Here is a 17130-nt window from a genome sequence, read left to right on the forward strand (position 1 = left end):
ACCATATGTTCAGCGCAGCGACCTGCACAAGAAGATCTTTGTTGCTGAACAAAGATTTATAAGGGGGCAAAGTGGACGCTGCCTGGCTGGCGCGGCGCATCGACGACCCGAGCGCGCGCGGCATCGCCGCCGCACTCACCGACCTCATCAGGGAGGGGACGGTGACGGCGCAGGCGCGCCTGCCCACGGTCCGCGGCCTGGCCAGGGAGCTCGGCGTGAGCTCGGGAACAGTCGCCGAGGCGTGGTCTGAGCTGCGCAGGCACGGCATGATCAAGACCGATCGGCGGCGCGGCACGGTGGTGCTCGGGCCGCCCGACGTGCCGCGCCCCATCCGGTACGAGCGGCTCGGCCACTGGGGCGACCGCCTGGCCGTCGATCTGACCATCGCCTCCCCGGACACGGCGCTGCTGCCGCCGCTGGAGGCCGCGCTGGTCGCCGCCGCGCGTACCGACGGGCTCAACGACTACGCCCGCGCGACCATCACCCCGCGCCTGCGCGCCGCCGTGGAGCCCACCTGGCCGTTCGCCGCGCAGAGCTGGCTCGCGGTCGGCGGCGGGTACGAGGCCGTGCAGCTCCTCTGCCAGACGACGGCGCTGCCCGGCGACCGCATCGCCATCGAGGAGCCCACGGGCGCGCGGCTGCTGGACATCCTGGAGACGATCGGCGTACAGATCATCCCGGTCGCCTGCGACGAGGAAGGACCGCTGCCGGACGCGCTGGCCAAGGCGCTGAAGGCGCGGCCGGTGGCGTTCGTCTACCAGCCGCGCGGGCAGTCGCCGTGCGGGCACGCGGTCACGCCGGAGCGCTCGGCGGAGCTGGCCGGCCTGCTGGAGCCGGCCGCCACGCTCATCGTGGAGGACGACGGCATCGGCGAGCTGTCGGTCTCGCCGATGGTCAGCATGGGGACGCGCTTTCCCGACCGTACGGTGCTGGTGCGCTCGTACTCGAAGTCGCACGGGCCGGACCTGCGGATCGCGGTGATCGGCGGCGCGGCCGACGCGGTGGAGCGGGTGCGCGTGCTGCGCAGCTTCGGCACCGGCTGGACGAGCAGGATCCTTCAGGACGCGCTCGCCCACCTGCTCGAGGACGCGGGCGCGCAGGCGTGCGTGGCCCGCGCCCGCGAGGTCTACGCGCGGCGGCGGGCGCGGATGGCCGCCGAGCTGGCGGCGCGCGGCGTGCGCACCGGCGGCAGGGACGGGCTGGTGCTCTGGGTCCCCGTACGCGACGAGCCCGCCGCCCTGGTCACGCTGGCCGCGCACGGCATCTCGGTGGCCCCCGGCAGCCGGTACGTCATCGACCAGAGCGCCCGGCCCCACCTGCGGCTGGCCACGGCCCGGCTCACCGACGACCCGGCGGAGCTGGCCGAGCTGGCCGACGTGATCGCGCTTGCCGCCGGGCGCGGGGTCAGCGCCGCGACCTGAGCCCGGCGATGCGGCGCAGCACGTCCCACCAGAACGGCGCGCCGAACAGCAGCGCCACGGAGGTCAGCACGAAGCCGGGCCAGTGGCTCGGCGTGCTGACGCGGTCCCACCACGCGCCGCCGTTCCAACGCACCTCAGGCTCGCCGTCGGCCGGGAGCGAGACGCTGACCAGCGCCTGGCCCATCAGCTTGACCAGCGCGGGCTCGCTGAGCGTCTCGGTGACGCAGGTGACCGGATCGCCGGCGCCGGTGCAGCGGGCCTTCAGCTCGTCGTACGCGCCCTGCCCCGACCCGGCCACGGCCGTCACCGAGGCGCGGAAGGCGTCGTCGCGCAGCAGCGTCTTGGCGTACTCCAGGCCGTCCATGCTGAACAGCAGCGTCACCGCGACGCCCAGCACGGCGAGCACCCACTTGGCGTAGCGCTTGTAGAGCATCGACAGGCGTTCCATCTCGCCGTCGAACCAGCTCTCGACGCCGCGCCTGAACCGGTCGAGGTCGCCCTGCGCGGACTCCCAGACGCCCTTGAGGTGGCCGTAGAGCGGGCTGCCCATCTGCTTGAGCCTGGCCAGGAGGCCTTCGACGTCGCCGTTCGCGGCGGCCAGCTCCATCACCGCCACCGCGAACCTGGCGGGCGGGATCTCGGCGATGCTCGTCCTGCCCTGCTTGCCGTGGTCGATCTCCCTGACCCGCTCGTACAGCAGGTTGATCATGGAGGCGCCGGTGCCGGTCTCCGGCACCTCGCCGGCGCTGGCGGGCGCGGGCCTGGCCTCGTGGGCGGGCCGCGGGTCGCGGAGGAACGGCATCGTCTTGAACACGTCGACCACCCTCGTGGGCAGCCATGAACCGTGGGGTCCCGCGCCGTCCATGGTGTCCCTGAGATAGGCCCACAGGAACTTGCTGCGGATGGACAGCAGCCGTACGACGGCCTCGTTGATGCCGCTCACCAGCAACGACAGCAGCAGGAACGTCACGACCAGGCCGAGTGCGAGGTCCAGATACACGGATAACACGGCGGCCATGAAACACCCGCGGGGGTGATGGCGCAATGACGCAGCGCATCAGGAACCCCCGGAAATGCGGATCAGTCGCCGTAGAAGACGCGTTCCACCACCTTGCGGGCGCGCCGGGTGACCCGGCGGTAGTCGTCGAGGAAGTCCTCAGAGCCTTCGGGCGGGTAGCCGAGCGTGCGGGCGATCAGCCCGCGCTCGGTGGAGTCCTTCGGGACGCTGTCGCCCGGCCGGCCCTTGACCAGCATGATCGCGTCGCGGACGCGGGAGGCGAAGCGCCACGCCTCGGCCAGCACCGCCTCGTCCTCGGGCGCGAGCAGCTCCTCGGCCACGGCCGCGCGCAGCGCCTCCAGCGTGCGCGTGGTGCGCAGCGACGGCCGCGCGCCGGCGTGGCGCAGCTGCAGGAGCTGGGCCACCCACTCGACGTCGGACAGCCCGCCGGGGCCGAGCTTGGTGTGCAGCGCCGGGTCGGCGCCGCGCGGCAGCCGCTCGGCCTCCATGCGGGCCTTGAGCCGCCTGATCTCCCTGACCGCGCCGGCGCTCAGCCCGTCGCGCGGGTAGCGCAGCTCGTCGATCACGGCCGTGAACGCCTCGCCCAGCTCGGGGTCGCCCGCCGAGAACCTGGCCCGCAGCAGCGCCTGTGCCTCCCACGGCGACGACCAGCGCTCGTAGTAGGAGCGGTAGGAGGCCAGCGTGCGCACCAGCGGCCCCTGGCGGCCCTCGGGGCGCAGGCCAGGATCGACGTGCAGGGGCGGGTCGGGCGCGGGCAGCGCCAGCAGCCTGCGCACCTCGTTGGCGACGGCGAAGGCGGCGTCGGTGGCCGCCCGCTCGTCCACGCCGGGCAGCGGCGAGTGCACGAACATCACGTCGGCGTCGCTGGCGTAGGAGCACTCCATGCCGCCGAGCCGGCCCATCGCGATGATCGCGAACGAGGTCAGCTCGCGCGCCTCGCCGAACGCCGCGTCGAGCGCCGCCTGCAGCGTCACGTCGTTGAGCCGCGACAGCGCCGTGCCGACGGTCTCGATGTCGATGAGGCCGGAGATGTCGGCCACGGCCGTGCGGAACAGCTCCTTGCGCCGCAACGCCCGCACCGCGGTGACGGCGCCCTCGGGGTCGCCCCCGTGCCGGGAGACCGCCGCCGACGCCTCGCCCAGCAGCGACTCGGGCGGGCGCGGGGTCAGCTCGTCGTCGGAGCCCAGCATGGCGACCGCCTCTGGGGCGTGCATGAGCAGGCCGGTGGCGTAGCGGCTGGTGCCGAGCAGCCGCGCCATCCTGGCCGCGACGGCGGTCTCGTCGCGCAGCAGCCGCAGGTACCACGGCGTGCTGCCGAGCTTGTCGCTGACCTGGCGGAATCCGAGCAGCGCGGCGTCGGGGTCGGGCGTGTCGGCGAACCAGCCGAGCATCACCGGCAGCAGCGTGCGCTGGATCGCGGCCCGCCGGGAGACGCCGGTGGACAGCGCGGCGATGTGGCGCAGCGCGCCGGCGGGATCGACGTAGCCGAGAGCCTTCAGCCGGGCCTCGGCGGCCGAGGCGGACAGCCGCGCCTCCGACTCCGGCAGCCGCGCCACGGCCTGCAGCAGCGGCCGGTAGAACAGCTTCTCGTGCAGCCGCCTGGCCTCCATCGCGTGGCGGCGCCACCGGGTGGTGAACTCCCCCACCGGGTCGGCGTACATGCCGAGCGCCCGTCCGAGGCGGCGCAGATCGGCCTCGTCGGTGGGCACGACGTGGGTGCGGCGCATCCGGTGGAGCTGCAGCAGGTGCTCGACCTGGCGCAGGAACGAGTACGCCTCGGCCAGGCTCCGCGAGTCGTCGCGCCCGACGTAGCCGCCCCGGGAGAGCGCGGCCAGCGCGGGCAGCGTGGCCCTGCGGCGCAGCAGCGGGTCGAGCCTGCCGTGCACGAGCTGGAGCAGCTGCACGGCGAACTCGATGTCGCGCAGCCCGCCTGGCCCCAGCTTGAGATGCCGGTCGCCCTGCTCGCGCACGTGGGCCTCGACCCGGCGGCGCATGGCCTGGACGTCCTCGACGAAGTGCTCGCGGGTGGCGGCCGACCAGACCATCTCGTTGACGGCGGCGACGTAGGAGGCGCCGAGGTCGAGGTCGCCCGCCACCGGCCTGGCCTTGAGCAGCGCCTGGAACTCCCACGTCTTGGCCCAGCGGCGGTAGTAGGCGAGGTGGCTCTCCAGCGTGCGGACCAGCGGCCCCGAGCGCCCTTCGGGCCGCAGCCCGGCGTCGACCTCCCACAGCGAGCCCTCGGAGGTGGTGGCCGAGCAGGCCCGCATCATGGCCTGGGCGAGCCGGGTGGCCGTGCGCAGCGCCTTGGTCTCGTCGGCGCCGTCCTTGGGCTCGGCGACGAAGATCACATCGACGTCGCTGATGTAGTTGAGCTCCCTGGCGCCGCACTTGCCCATGCCGATGACCGCCAGGCGCACGTCGGAGGCGTCGATCTCGGCGCGCGCGATGGCGAGCGCGGCCTCCAGCGCGGCGCCCGCGAGCTCGGACAGCTCGGCGGTGACCTCCTGCAGCGTGAGCGTGCCGGTGAGGTCGCGCGCTGCCAGGTGGGCGAGCCTGCCGCGGTAGGCCACGCGCAGGGCCGTGAGCGCGTCGTTGCCGCCGGCCTGCGCGCGCGGCTCGCTTTCGTCCGGCTCCGCGCCGACGGCGCGCAGCAGCTCGGCCCTGGCGTCGCCGAGGCCGTCCTGCGCCAGCAGGGCGATGTGGCCGGGGTGGCGGACGAAGTGGTCGCCGAGCGCCGCGCTCACCCCGAGCACGGCCAGCAGGCGGCTCCTGAGCCGGTCGTCGCCGCGCACCGTGGCGAGGACGGCGGGCTCGCGCTCGATCAGCCGGGTGATCGAGACCAGCGCCTGATCGGGATCGGCGACGTCGACCAGCGCCTCCAGGATGTCGTCGAGATCGGCCGGTGACTGGCTGACCAGCTGGGCGGCCCTGGCGCCGTCGGCGAAACCGAGTTTGGCGAGCCTGGCCGCGGTGGATTCGATCCTGGGCACCCCTCCATCTTGACAGCTCTTTCCCGTACGGCCGTAGCATGACATCACAACGCAACGTTGCGTTGCAATCGAGGAGGCGTGCTGATGAGCCGGGACGAGGGAGTGGCGGGCCGGGTCCCCGCCGGTGTGGCGTGGGGGCTGCTGGGGGCGTGGGTCGTGCACGACGCCGAGGAGCTGGCCACGATGGCGCGGTGGACGCGGCAGGCGCGGCCCCGGCTGGAGTCCCGCTTCCCCGGGGTGCCGTGGGAGCGGTTTGAGGTGTCGCAGGCGCACGTGAACGCGGCCATCGGGCTCATGGGCGGGGTCGTCGCGGGCGCGGCGGCCTTGGGAGCGCGTACGGGCGGGCGCAGCCCGGTCTTCCAGGCGGCGCTGGCCGGGTTCGGGGTGCACGGGGTGCTGCATCTGGCGCAGGCGGCGCTGGTCAGGGGGTACGTGCCCGGCGTGGTGACCGCTCCCCTGGTGGTGCTCCCGTACGCGGTGTGGGCCTGGCGGCGGCTACGGGCCGCCGAGGTGCCGGTGACGTCGCGTACGGGCGGTCTGGCGGCGCTGCCGCTGGTGCTGGCGGGCGTGCACGCGCTCGCCCACGCCCTCACCGGCCGCCGCGGGAACTCGAAGAACGCGCAGACCCTGGCGCGGCGGGCTCAGGAGTTCTTGACCAGGGCCCCGAAAGCCTCGGCCACCGGGCGCCAGGTCGCCACCAGCCGGTCCTCGGCGGCCTTCACCTCGGCGTTCAGCTCCTCGGCTCGGTAGCCCTGGGCGCTCAGGCTGTCACCTTCGGCGGAGTGAGCGGACTGCGCCGTCCAGGCGGCGAAGATCTCGGGCGTGGCCTCCGGATGGAACTGCACCGCCCAGGCCGCCTCGCCCAGGCGGTAGCCCTGGTTGGGGTAGCGGTCTCCGGTGAACAGCGGCACCGCGCCGTCCGGCAGCCGCGTGATCGCGTCCTGGTGGTACTGCACGGCCACCGCCCGCTCGCCGACGCCCGAGAAGAGCCGGTCGGAGGCGGCGGCGGGCAGCGCGATCACCTCGCACGCGCCCACTTCGAGGCCGGCCGGGCCGCGCTCGACCGTGCCGCCGCAGGCCATGGTGAGCAGCTGCGCGCCCAGGCAGATGCCCAGCGTGGGCGTGCCCTCGTCCACGGCGCGCCGCAGCAGGTCGCGGGTGGCGGGCTGCCAGGGGCTGCGCTCGTCCTCCCAGGCCGCCGCCGCGCCGCCGAGCACGATCAGCCCGTCGGCCGCCCGTTCCGGCACCTCCTGCCCCAGGTAGGGCCGCACGACGTCGCAGGGAACGCCGAGCCAGCCGGCGAGGTACCCGAGACCGGCCTCGGCCTCGTGTTCGATGACCGTGATCCGCATATCCACAATTATCCGGCCATTTTGCCAGTGCCGGTCTCTATGCTGCCCCGCATGACTGTTGAATTCGCTGAGGTGGACGGGCAGCGCATCGCCACGTTCGGCAAGGGCCCGCGCAAGATCGTCGCCGCGCACGGCATCTCGGCCTCGCTCATGGCCTGGGCGACGGTGGGCAGGCGGCTGCCGGACGGCTGGTCGCTGGTCGCCATCGACCTGCGCGGACGCGGGCACAGCGACTCGCTGCCCGGCCCGTACGGGCTGGACCGGCACGCCGAGGACGTGCTGCGGATCGCCGAGCGCGTCGGCGCGGGGCCCGGCGCGGTGCTGACCGGGCACTCGATGGGCGCGTACGTGGCCGTGCTGGCCGCCGCGCAGCGGGAGTTCGCCAAGGTCGTGCTGGTGGACGGCGGCATCCCGTTCGCCCCGCTGCCCGAAGGCCAGGATCCGGACACGGCCACCCGGGCCCTGCTGGGCCCGGCGCTGGAACGGCTGCGGCAGACGTACGCCTCGCCCGAGGAGTACGTGGAGTTCTTCAAGGCCCACCCGGCCTTCGCCGGCAAGTGGACCGACGACGTCGAGGCGTACGCGCGCTATGACCTCACCGGGCCCGAGGGCGCGCTGCGGCCGCGGGCGGTCGGCGAGGCGGTGCTGGAGGACGGCCGGTGGCTGCACGCCGAGCGGGACAGGATCGCGGCGGCCCTTGAGCGGATCTCCGCGCCGCTGACGTTGCTGCGGGCCCCGCGCGGCCTGCTCGACCAGCCGGTGGGGATGCTGCCCGACGATCTCGTCAGGCCCTGGATCGAGCGCCTGCCGAAGCTGCGCGACGAGGTGGTGCCCGACTGCAATCACTACACGATCCTGTTCGACGAGCGCTGCGCGGACATCGTCGTGGAGCGGCTCACGTCCTGACCCCGGACATGCGAAGGGGCCTCCGAGACGCGCTCGGAGGCCCCTTGCGCTACGCGGTTCAGCGTGGAGCGATCCAGGTGGCCTTGGCCGCCGCGACCAGCGTGCCGTCCACCTCGTAGATGCCGCTCTGGCCGTAGAGCTTGCGGCCGTCGCGGCCGGTCGGGCGGGCCACCACGGAGTAGCGGCCGCCCGGCAGGATCTCACCGCGGATCTGCAGGGTCAGCCGGCCCAGCAGGGCGCTCTCGCCCGGGCCGAAGTGGGCCCAGCCGGTGATGCAGTCGAGCACCGCGCCGATGATGGAGGCCGGGACGCCGTCCTCGTCGGTCACCGTGAACGGCACCCGCCAGCCGGCCGCCACCAGGTCACTGCCCTCGACCGGGCCGGGGAAGATGCGCAGGCCGTCACCGGGCTCGCGCAGGCCGCAGGCGAAGCACTCGGCGAACGGGTGCTTGCGCAGGCCCGCGAACCCGGCCTCGGCGCGGGCCGCGTCGTTGAACGGCACGAAGCCGGGGCCCTCGAGGTCCTCCGTCACGGGGATGGCCTCGACCAGCAGCTTGTCGCCGTGGAAAAGGGAGGCGGAGTTGGCCATGTGGTCGAGACGCAGCTCGGTCTCCAGCGGAGTCGGAGCGTGCAGGGTGACCTCGACGGCTGATCGGCTACCTGATCGGCCACCGTTCAGCGCCTCCTCCATGGTGCCCGCGATCCAGCCGCCGTTGGCGACGCCCACGGGACCACGGAAGCGCTTGGGAACGGTCAACACGGTCTGCAAGGCAGCCGTCGTCATGCCACACCCTCCTATATCGCCCCAATCGGCGAAAAGTCCGAAAATATCGTAAAGAGCAGGCCGATTTTACTGGACTCCCGCTTTACCAGGGGACGGGGGTCCTGGCGGCCACTCGGTGCTCCTCCATAACGCCTCGAAGGGGCCCGAAACTTCCCTCGCCCAGGGGGTTTCACGACGATAGGCGCCGCGCATCGCGGGGACGTGTCCCGGGCGTGAGAAGGAACGAAAATCGGCCTCACTCCGAACCACTTCAGGAGTGAGGCCGATCAAGGCGTTGGCAGTACCTTAACGGGGTTTCCCGCATGCCGCGAACGATTCCGCCGAATCCGGTGAGGAGCCCGTCAAAGCATGCGCAGGCATGCCCGATCGCCCCTGGTCAGCACCCGTCCTGACCCCCGTACCGGGCGGCCCCGCCGGAGCCGGGAGTGCGCGGATTTCGCCGGTGTCGCAGAGGCTGGAGGTGCGCACGGCCTATCCTGGCGCGGCGTACAAGATCGGAAAAGGCGTGATCGGCGGGGGTGGGGAGCGTGGAGGGGGCGAGGCTGCGGTACCCGCCCGGGTCCCTGGTCATCCTGACGGGGCTGCCGGGCGCGGGCAAGAGCACGCTGCTGCGCCGCCTGTACGGCCTGCACGGCGACGAGAGCATGCCCGTGACCGCCGGCACGGTCGTGGTGATCGACTCATCGCAGTCGCGGCGGCGCTGGGACGGCAGGCTCACCTGGGCGCCCTACCCGCTGCGGCGGGCCGTGGTGTTCGTCACCCACGTGAGCCGCATCCGGCGGGCGCTGGCGCAGGGCGCGTCGGTGGTGGCGCACAACCGGGGCTGCGCGCCGTACGTGCTGCGCGGCTTCGCCTGGCTGGCCCGCAGGCACGGCGCGGACTTCCACCTGCTGCTGCTGGACGCGCCGCCCGAGGAGGCGCTGGCCGGGCAGCGTGCGCGGGGCCGGGTGGTCTCGCCGCGGACGTTCGCCCGCCACCAGCGCCGGGTGCGGAGCCTGCTGACCCGCGTCAAAGGCGGCGACCCCGCCCCGGCCGCGGGCGCGCACGTCATCGACCGCGCCCAGGCCGACCTGCTGGAGTCCATCGTCTTCGACGCCCCTGCCCGCCACGTCAGCGGGTGACGCCGGCGCACGGCGACCAGCCGCCCTCGAACGACCTACAGCCGCCTACATCGTGATCACTAAATAGCCGCCCTCCACACGAAGATCGCACGATGGAACACGGCCCATCACCGAGCTTGCCAGGTCCGATGGCGCTCGCACATCTGGGGGAGCATGATGTCTGGGCCATGTTGATGCGAGACTCCGACATTCGTTCCGCGCTCATGACGCGGCTTCGACAGGAGCACCGTGGAGATGCGGAGACGCTGATCAGGCAGGAGATGGGACTGTGCGCCGGCGGGCGGCGGATCGATGTTGCAGTGATCAACAGCGATCTGAGCGGTTTCGAGATCAAGAGCGATTACGACACCCTGGCACGCCTAGCGGGCCAGGCAGCGGATTATGGAAGAGTGCTCGACCGCGTGACCCTCATCACCACGGACCGCTACCTAGAGCCTGCCATCGAAATGCTGCCGGTTTGGTGGCAGATCATCCGAGCTGAACCGGGCGAGCCGACACCAAGCTTGACAGTTGTCCGCCCAGGAGCTCTCAACGACGCCCAAGACGCGATGGCGATCGTTCAACTCCTGTGGCGCGAAGAGGCCCTGGCAGAGCTGCGCCGCCGCGGGCTGGGGCGCGGCATGGGCGACAAGCGCCGCTGGCTGATCTGGGAACGGCTTGCCACAGAGGTCCCATTGGATGAGCTGAAGACGGTTGTACGAGGTCAGCTCAGGGCTCGCCAAGACTGGCCAGGCGGTCAGTGACCACCGCCAGATGGTGTGAGGTTCCGTAAGCACGCCACTTGCTGGCATTACCAGGGGTGATGGACCTGCTCGCGCATCGATCGAGTCGTTCGTCTCCCCACGAATATTGGGGGCCCATCCAATGCGATGATCCGACCAGGGCCGTACACAGCTCGTAGAACCGCTCGTTCCCCGCTTCCCGTGGCGATGCTTGCCTATAAACCATCCAGTTAAGCCCAGCCGTATAGCGCAAATTAGGCATCGACGGGTGCGGAACCCGCTTGACCGGTGCAGGGTTGGCGATTCCGTAGTCTCCGAACCAGACCGGAAGACTGTTCACCGATTGCGTCACCGACTTCCACAGCATTGCGTCGTAACGCGGCACAGCCGTAACCGCATCTCGATCAAGACCCGCTATTGATTCTGGGAAACCTCCAGCCGCCAGCGTCACCGAACGCCAGGGGCGGTTCTCCGACCACTTCAAAAGTTTCCTTGCCGCAGGAGCAACGCGGTCGACGTCCCGCTGCGAAAGCACTTCTCTGAAGTCGATCAACAGATCAACTTGCTCGGCCTCTAAGCCAAGACCCGCCAGGACGTCGCTGAGGCGTTCTTCGACCTCATCGGTAGAAGGATCCTCCTCTAAGGTCCCCATGCGCAGACATGCGCCTCGCCCATGCAAGCGGGACGCGTCACGGGCGGCACCTAGCGCCTCGGACGAGTCGTCCGATCTGACAAGAGGGCGTAACGGAATCCCGGCCAGACATAAGTGCTCGGCCACACCAGAAAGAAGAGAGGCGGATCCATCCCGAACGTAAGTGAAGTCCAGACTGATCAGCAGACCCGAAGGTATGCTGCGATTGATGACACGCAACATCTGGTCAAGGTTTATGTGACCTTCATCATCAGGCACAAGCTCAATGATGGGTCGGATCGCCGAACGCACATCCGGCGAGACATGACGAAGCGCCTCAAACTCGCCTGCCTTACCCTTCAGAATAGGTGTATACACCGCCGCACTGCCCCTCACCAGGAGAAACACCTTTGGTAAGTGCTCGCTCTGGAGCGTTACATCGCAGCGGCGAGGTGTCGAGATCTTCAGCGATAGGTTTTTATCGCCATCCCCAGACTTGCATCTGACGTGCTGGGTCAACAATGGCGTTGCCAATAAAGACCATGGCATTGCAAACGGACGCGGAGCCAACGTTGCCGTTGGCCCCACGTCCTTTCAGGCACCAGGAGGTAACTCTGAGTTGTGGTCAGAGGATCGGCAGGTAGCGGCCCAGCTCGAACTCGGTCACGGTGCGGCGGTATTCGCGCCACTCCGTGCGCTTGTTGCGCAGGAAGAAGTCGAAGACGTGCTCGCCCAGCGTCTCGGCCACCAGCTCGCTGCGCTCCATGACCTCGATGGCGTCGTGGAGCGACCCGGGCAGCGGCTGGATGCCCAGGGCGCGGCGCTCGGCGCTGGTGAGGGTCCAGACGTTGTCCTCGGCGGCGGCGGGCAGCTCGTAGCCCTGCTCGATGCCCTTGAGCCCGGCGGCCAGGATGAGCGCGAAGGCGAGGTACGGGTTGCAGGCGGAGTCGAGCGAGCGGAACTCGATGCGGGTCGAGCCGGTCTTGTGCGGCTTGTACATCGGCACCCGGACCAGGGCCGAGCGGTTGTTGTGGCCCCAGCAGATGTAGGAGGGCGCCTCGCCGCCCTGCCCGGCGATGGCCTCCGCGCCGCCCCACAGCCGCTTGTAGGAGTTGACCCACTGGTTGGTGATGGCGGTGATCTCGGCGGCGTGCCTGAGCAGGCCCGCGATGAACGAGCGGCCCACCTTGGACAGCTGGTAGTCGGCGCCGGCCTCGTAGAAGGCGTTTCTGTCGCCCTCGAACAGCGACATGTGGGTGTGCATGCCGGAGCCGGGGTGCTCGGTGAACGGCTTGGGCATGAACGAGGCCCAGATGCCCTGCTCCAGCGCGACCTCCTTCATGACCAGGCGGAAGGTCATGATGTTGTCGGCCGTGGTGAGCGCGTCGGCGTAGCGCAGGTCGATCTCCTGCTGGCCGGGCGCGCCCTCGTGGTGGCTGAACTCGACGGAGATGCCCATCGACTCCAGCATCATGATCGCCTGGCGGCGGAAGTCGTGGCCCGCGCTGTGCGGCGTGTGGTCGAAGTAGCTGCCCGAGTCGATGGGCTCGGGCCGCTCGCCCGGCTCCGGCTTCCTCTTGAGCAGGAAGAACTCGATCTCGGGGTGGGTGTAGAAGGTGAACCCCATGTCGGCGGCCTTGGCGAGCGTGCGCTTGAGCACCCAGCGCGGGTCGGCGTGGGACGGCGAGCCGTCGGGCATGAGGATGTCGCAGAAGATGCGGGCCGCGCCGGGCGCCTCGCTGCGCCAGGGCAGGATCTGGAACGTCGCCGGGTCGGGCTTGGCCAGCATGTCGGACTCGTAGACGCGGGCGAAGCCCTCGATCGCCGAGCCGTCGAACCCGATGCCCTCGGCGAAGGCGCCTTCGAGCTCGGCGGGCGCGATCGCCACGGACTTGAGGAAGCCGAGCACGTCAGTGAACCACAGCCGGATGAACCGGATGTCGCGTTCCTCGAGCGTGCGGAGCACGAACTCCTGCTGGCGGTCCACAGCATCCCCTCGATCGACGAAACTACAGGTCACTTACCAGCATGCCGTGTCCGTGTTTCGCACACGTTACGAGGGTCGCCGGTGCGAGCCTCGCTGACAAAGGGCCTCCCCCGACCTACTGTGATCAACGCAGTCAGTCTCGGGGGAGGCATTGGTGGCCATCGACCTGCTCAATCACAAGCTCGATCGGGCGTTCGACCACATCGACGCGAACGGCAACGGCGTCGTCGAGCGTGAGGACCTGCTGGGGCTGGGCGCCCGCATCCTGGTGGGCTTCGGGGAGTCCCCCACCTCGGTCACCGGGGCGCGCCTCGTCGACGGCTTCGACCGCATCTGGTTCACCCTCTCGTACGCGCTCGAACGCGACGGCGACTCCGGCATCGCGCGCCCCGACTTCCTCAAGGGGATGACCGCGGCGTTCGTCACCGGCGAGCACTACGACCCGGTGTTCCGGCCGGCCACGGTGGCGGTGGCCGAGCTGTGCGACGGCGACCGGGACGGCGAGATCGGCATGGGCGAGTTCAGGACGCTGCTGTCGGCGTACGGCGTCGCCTACGACGACGTGGACCAGGCCTTCGACCGGCTCGACAGGTCCGCGAGGGGCGCGCTCACCACGGACGAGCTGGTCGCGGCCTTCGCCGACTACTACCGCAGCGACGACCCCAACGCCGTCGGCAACTGGCTTTTCGGCCCTCTGTAAAGAGCACTGTGAAGAGCGCTGTGAGAAGCACGTAGAGAACACGGTGAAAAGCCCATGAAGAGCACAGTCAACAGTCCTTCGAACAGTGGGGAGCCCGCGCCCGCCGACGCGCCATCGGGCCAAGCCGCAAGCCCGTCCACGTCCGGCACCGTGCTGTCCACGGTGCGCACCGCGCTGCGCTCGGCGCTGTCGTCGCTGCTGCCGCTGCCGCGCAGGGGCCACGCGCCCGCGACGGCGCTGCTGCCGCTGACCGAGCGGGTGCCCGCGATGGCCGCGCAGTGCCGGATGCACCCGGCCGTGTACGCGATCGAGGCGGCCGTCATCGACTGGGCCAGGCGTACGGGCCTGCCCGCCGATCCCGGCGTCGGCTACCACCGGGTGGCGGGCCGGGTGTTCTCCGAGTTCGACGCCGCGGCCGCGGCGCTGTTCGCGCAGTGGCTGACGTGGCTGTTCCACCTGGACGACGAGCTGGACGAGCGGTCGGGCCCGCTGGACGTCTTCCACGGCCTGCTCAAGGGCGCCGCCCGCCATCCGCTCGAAGCGGCCTTCGCCGATCTGTGGCGGGTGACGAGCGCGCGGATGAGCGACAGCTGGCGGGCCAGGTTCGCGGTGGGACTGCAGCGCCAGTACGACGCCTGCCGCACCGAGGCCGACAACCGGGCGGCGGGGCGGATGCCGACGATCGAGGAGTATCCGGCGCTGCGCAGGGGCACCGTGGGCCCGTACCTGTACGACCTGGTCGAGCCGTGCCTGCGGGTCGAGGTGCCGGTCTGGGTGCAGCGGTCGGAGCCGTGGCGGCTGCTGGTGGACGCCTGCAGCGACGTCACGGCGTGGTGCAACGACGTCGCGTCGCGGCCCAAGGAGCGCGGCGACGTGCACAACTTCGTGGTGCTCGCGATGCGGCAGCTCGGGCTGGGCGAGCGGGAGGCGACGGCCTGGGTGCTCGACAGGATCGCCAGGCGCTGCGAGGACATGCGCGAGGCCGCGCGGCGGCTGCCGCTCGACGACCTCGCGCCCGCGGTGGCACGGGACGTGAGCAAGGTGGCGTGCGCGTATCTGGCGGCGCCGCGCGCCCACCTCGACTGGTTGCTGGAGTCGAAGCGGTACGCCTGATCACCGGCCCTGATCACCGGCCCTGATCGTCGGCCCTGATCGTCGGGGCGGTCAGCGGGTGCCGGCCAGCATGTCGCCCGCGAGGGTGCGGCGGTAGACGACCTGCTTGCCGATCCGCATCCCCACGGCCAGCCCGCCGCGGCTGAGCACGCTCAGGTGCTGGCTGACCGCGCCGGGCGTGAGGTCCATGCGGGCGGCCAGCGCGGAGGTGGTGGCGGGCTCGGCGAGCGCGAGCAGGATGCGCGCCCGGCTCTTGCCGATCAGCGCGGCGAGCGCGTCGGGCGCGGGCGGCGGGCCCTGCTCCCACAGCGTGCCGACGCCCTCCACGGGGTAGACGAGCATCGACTGGTACGGAGCCGACATCACGGCCACGGCCGGCCAGTGGAAGGCGCTGGGCACGAGCACGAGCCCGTCGCCGTGGAGCCGTTCGATGTCACAGGGGCGGTCGACGATCAGCCGCTCCCCCGTCCACCGCACGGCGGGGGCGAGCCCGGCGAACAGCTCGCGGGCCCCGCCCTGGGCGAGGCGGCGCGAACGGCGCAGCACGTCGCGTTCGAGCAGGCCGTACACGCGGGGCCAGAACTCGGCGAAGCACCGCTCCCAGTACGCCTCCAGCGTGTCGGCCACCCGCGCGATGCCGGCCTCGGGGTCGGCCATGAACCGGTCGATCACCTCGGGCGCGCCGGCCCGCAGCCGGGCCGCCTCCTCCGTGACCCGTCCGGGGTCGCTGCGCCTGACCCGGCCGAGCTCATCGGCGAAGTCCGGCATCGGCGTGTCGGGCGGCGGGGTGAGGAAGTCGGCGAGGTAGCCGGTCGGCGGCACGAGCGCGAACAGCTCGGTGAGGTCGAGCCCGGCCAGCCGGGGGCGTACGGCCTTGAGCCAGGGCAGGTGGACCGACTGCCTGGCGGGCGCCCGCAGCGTGCGCAGGCTGGCCACCAGCTCCCACATCGGGGAGAACGCGAAGCGGATGCGGGCGACGTCATCCGATGTGAAGCGCCAGGTGATGGGCATGCTTTCAGTCTTGCCTAAATCGTTCGCGCCGCGAATTCCGACATATCACGCTATCGGGCGTGTCGAGGCCTACTGTCGAGAATCCCTCCTTCATCAAGGCGCAGATCGGCGGGCTGCCCCGCCCCTTCTGGGCGTTGTGGGGCGGCACGCTGGTGAACCGCCTGGGCACCATGGTCATGCCCTTCACCGGCGTCTTCCTGACCCAGAGCCGCGGCCTTCCGGTCGCCGCCGCGGGCCTGGTGATGGGCGTGTTCGGCGCCGGGTCGCTGCTGTCGCAGTTCCTGGCGGGTGTGCTCACCGACCGCGTCGGGCGCCGGGCCACGCTCGCGGGCGGCATGGTGGCCACGGCCGCGTTCATGCTGGCGCTGGGCTACAGCACCTCGCTGCCCGCGATCCTGGTGTCGATGTTCTTCCTCGGCCTGGTCACGGACATCTACCGGCCGGCCTCCAACGCCCTGGTCGCCGACCTGGTCTCGCCCGAGGAGCGGCCGCGGGCGTACGGGCTGCTGTTCTGGGGCATCAACCTCGGCTACTCGGTCGGCGTGACGGCCGGGGGCTGGCTGGCGCAGCTCGGCTTCCTGTGGCTGTTCTGGATCGACGCGGTGTCCTGCCTGGTCTTCGCCGCGCTGGTGTGGCGGGCGGTGCCGGAGACCCGGCCGCAGGGCCGCGAGTCGAGCGGCGGGTTCGGCGTGGTGCTGCGCGACCGGGTCATGGTCGGGTTCACGCTGGTCGCCCTGGGCAATGCGCTGGTCTACTCCCAGACGCTCTCCATGCTGCCGGTGGCGATGACCGAGGTGGTCAAGCTGACGCCCGGCGAGTACGGCCTGGCCATGGCACTGAACGGCGTGCTCATCGTGGTCGTCCAGCCGCTGGTGTCGGGGTGGCTGGGGCGGCACGACCCTGCGCGCACGTTCGCGCTGGGACTGGCGGTGATGGCGGCCGGGTTCGCGATGACCGCGTTCGTCACCACCATGTGGGGGCTGGTGCTGACGATCGCGGTGTGGACGGCGGGCGAGATCATCACCGCCGGCATCCCCGGCTCGATCGTCGCCAGGCTGGCACCGCCAGAGCTGCGCGGGCGCTACTCCGGGCTGTTCGGGTTCTCCTGGTCGCTGGCGGCGGTGCTGGCGCCGACGTTCGGCGGCGTGCTGCTCGAGAGGGGCTCCGCGACGCTGTGGTTCACGATCGGCGGCGTCGGCGCGATCGCGGCGGCCGGCATGCTCCTCCTCGGTCCCGCCATCCGCCGCCGCTGACCCGGCCTCCCCGTCACCGCCGACCCGGCCACCGCCGCCGATCCAGTCTCCCCCTCACCGCTGACCGGGTCCTCCCCCGCCGCCGACCCGATCCCCTGCCGCCGCCGATCCGGTCTTTCAA

Annotated in this window: 15 protein-coding genes; 8 read left to right on the plus strand and 7 right to left on the minus strand. The window is 71.2% G+C overall.

Annotated features, from left to right (window positions below):
* Positions 1-71: 71 nt before the first annotated feature.
* Positions 72-1421, plus strand: coding sequence for an aminotransferase class I/II-fold pyridoxal phosphate-dependent enzyme (locus tag AB0K67_RS09240; RefSeq protein WP_364055411.1), 1350 nt, complete (start codon positions 72-74; stop codon positions 1419-1421).
* Here the strand turns inward: AB0K67_RS09240 and AB0K67_RS09245 are convergent.
* A complete protein-coding gene (locus AB0K67_RS09245) occupies positions 1405-2439 on the minus strand; it encodes a hypothetical protein (RefSeq protein WP_364055414.1) in 1035 nt (344 codons plus the stop codon). The genes AB0K67_RS09240 and AB0K67_RS09245 overlap by 17 nt on opposite strands.
* 62 nt (positions 2440-2501) lie before the next feature.
* On the minus strand, positions 2502-5429 hold the full coding sequence (locus AB0K67_RS09250; protein WP_364055416.1) for a bifunctional [glutamine synthetase] adenylyltransferase/[glutamine synthetase]-adenylyl-L-tyrosine phosphorylase: 2928 nt from the start codon (positions 5427-5429) through the stop codon (positions 2502-2504).
* 84 nt (positions 5430-5513) lie between these two features.
* On the opposite strand from AB0K67_RS09250, the gene AB0K67_RS09255 reads away from it, so the two are divergent.
* Positions 5514-6179 carry an HXXEE domain-containing protein gene (locus AB0K67_RS09255; protein ID WP_364055419.1) on the plus strand — a complete coding sequence of 222 codons (666 nt, stop codon included), beginning with the start codon at positions 5514-5516 and terminating at the stop codon, positions 6177-6179.
* On the opposite strand, the gene AB0K67_RS09260 is transcribed toward AB0K67_RS09255, so the two are convergent.
* On the minus strand, positions 6071-6781 hold the full coding sequence (locus tag AB0K67_RS09260; protein WP_364055422.1) for a type 1 glutamine amidotransferase: 711 nt from the start codon (positions 6779-6781) through the stop codon (positions 6071-6073). The two genes, AB0K67_RS09255 and AB0K67_RS09260, sit on opposite strands and share 109 nt — an antisense overlap.
* Positions 6782-6832: 51 nt before the next feature.
* Between AB0K67_RS09260 and AB0K67_RS09265 the strand changes: the two genes are divergently transcribed.
* A complete protein-coding gene (locus tag AB0K67_RS09265) occupies positions 6833-7687 on the plus strand; it encodes an alpha/beta hydrolase (RefSeq protein ID WP_364055425.1) in 855 nt (284 codons plus the stop codon).
* Positions 7688-7745: 58 nt separating this feature from the next.
* Here the strand turns inward: AB0K67_RS09265 and AB0K67_RS09270 are convergent, their stop codons facing one another.
* Entirely contained in the window at positions 7746-8471 is a 726-nt protein-coding gene (locus AB0K67_RS09270; RefSeq protein ID WP_364055428.1) for a hotdog fold domain-containing protein, read from the minus strand.
* A gap of 527 nt (positions 8472-8998) precedes the next feature.
* Here AB0K67_RS09270 and AB0K67_RS09275 point away from each other — a divergent pair.
* Both AB0K67_RS09275 and AB0K67_RS09280 read left to right on the plus strand, forming a co-directional pair.
* Positions 8999-9592 carry an AAA family ATPase gene (locus tag AB0K67_RS09275; RefSeq protein WP_364055431.1) on the plus strand — a complete coding sequence of 198 codons (594 nt, stop codon included), beginning with the start codon at positions 8999-9001 and terminating at the stop codon, positions 9590-9592.
* 128 nt (positions 9593-9720) lie between these two features.
* On the plus strand, positions 9721-10335 hold the full coding sequence (locus AB0K67_RS09280) for a sce7726 family protein (RefSeq protein ID WP_364055434.1): 615 nt from the start codon (positions 9721-9723) through the stop codon (positions 10333-10335).
* Here AB0K67_RS09280 and AB0K67_RS09285 read toward each other — a convergent pair.
* Positions 10301-11323, minus strand: coding sequence for a beta family protein (locus tag AB0K67_RS09285; RefSeq protein WP_364055437.1), 1023 nt, complete (start codon positions 11321-11323; stop codon positions 10301-10303). The two genes, AB0K67_RS09280 and AB0K67_RS09285, sit on opposite strands and share 35 nt — an antisense overlap.
* 247 nt (positions 11324-11570) lie before the next feature.
* On the minus strand, positions 11571-12932 hold the full coding sequence (locus AB0K67_RS09290) for a glutamine synthetase family protein (protein WP_364055440.1): 1362 nt from the start codon (positions 12930-12932) through the stop codon (positions 11571-11573).
* A gap of 154 nt (positions 12933-13086) precedes the next feature.
* Between AB0K67_RS09290 and AB0K67_RS09295 the strand changes: the two genes are divergently transcribed.
* Together AB0K67_RS09295 and AB0K67_RS09300 are read left to right on the plus strand one after the other, a co-directional pair.
* The gene (locus tag AB0K67_RS09295; protein WP_364055443.1) at positions 13087-13632 is read left to right on the plus strand and encodes a hypothetical protein; all 546 of its coding nucleotides are present in this window, start codon (positions 13087-13089) and stop codon (positions 13630-13632) included.
* 54 nt (positions 13633-13686) lie between these two features.
* A complete protein-coding gene (locus tag AB0K67_RS09300) occupies positions 13687-14745 on the plus strand; it encodes a terpene synthase family protein (RefSeq protein ID WP_364055446.1) in 1059 nt (352 codons plus the stop codon).
* A 51-nt stretch (positions 14746-14796) separates the two neighbouring features.
* On the opposite strand, the gene AB0K67_RS09305 is transcribed toward AB0K67_RS09300, so the two are convergent.
* Positions 14797-15756, minus strand: coding sequence for a DUF5937 family protein (locus tag AB0K67_RS09305; RefSeq protein WP_364055449.1), 960 nt, complete (start codon positions 15754-15756; stop codon positions 14797-14799).
* A 59-nt stretch (positions 15757-15815) separates the two neighbouring features.
* Between AB0K67_RS09305 and AB0K67_RS09310 the strand changes: the two genes are divergently transcribed.
* Positions 15816-17009 carry an MFS transporter gene (locus tag AB0K67_RS09310; RefSeq protein WP_364055452.1) on the plus strand — a complete coding sequence of 398 codons (1194 nt, stop codon included), beginning with the start codon at positions 15816-15818 and terminating at the stop codon, positions 17007-17009.
* The last annotated feature ends 121 nt before the right edge of the window (positions 17010-17130 follow it).

The sequence above is a fragment of the Nonomuraea sp. NPDC052634 genome, assembly GCF_040678535.1.
GTDB classification, from domain to species: Bacteria; Actinomycetota; Actinomycetes; order Streptosporangiales; family Streptosporangiaceae; genus Nonomuraea; species Nonomuraea fastidiosa.

What these genes read in the sequence shown, in the direction of transcription:
- AB0K67_RS09280 (WP_364055434.1), top strand. Translation starts at nt 9,721, where the DNA reads ATGGCGCTCGCACATCTGGGGGAGCATGATGTCTGGGCCATGTTGATG.
- AB0K67_RS09305 (WP_364055449.1), bottom strand. Translation starts at nt 15,756, where the DNA reads ATGCCCATCACCTGGCGCTTCACATCGGATGACGTCGCCCGCATCCGC.
- AB0K67_RS09300 (WP_364055446.1), top strand. Translation starts at nt 13,687, where the DNA reads ATGAAGAGCACAGTCAACAGTCCTTCGAACAGTGGGGAGCCCGCGCCC.
- AB0K67_RS09260 (WP_364055422.1), bottom strand. Translation starts at nt 6,781, where the DNA reads ATGCGGATCACGGTCATCGAACACGAGGCCGAGGCCGGTCTCGGGTAC.
- AB0K67_RS09245 (WP_364055414.1), bottom strand. Translation starts at nt 2,439, where the DNA reads ATGGCCGCCGTGTTATCCGTGTATCTGGACCTCGCACTCGGCCTGGTC.
- AB0K67_RS09255 (WP_364055419.1), top strand. Translation starts at nt 5,514, where the DNA reads ATGAGCCGGGACGAGGGAGTGGCGGGCCGGGTCCCCGCCGGTGTGGCG.
- AB0K67_RS09265 (WP_364055425.1), top strand. Translation starts at nt 6,833, where the DNA reads ATGACTGTTGAATTCGCTGAGGTGGACGGGCAGCGCATCGCCACGTTC.
- AB0K67_RS09270 (WP_364055428.1), bottom strand. Translation starts at nt 8,471, where the DNA reads ATGACGACGGCTGCCTTGCAGACCGTGTTGACCGTTCCCAAGCGCTTC.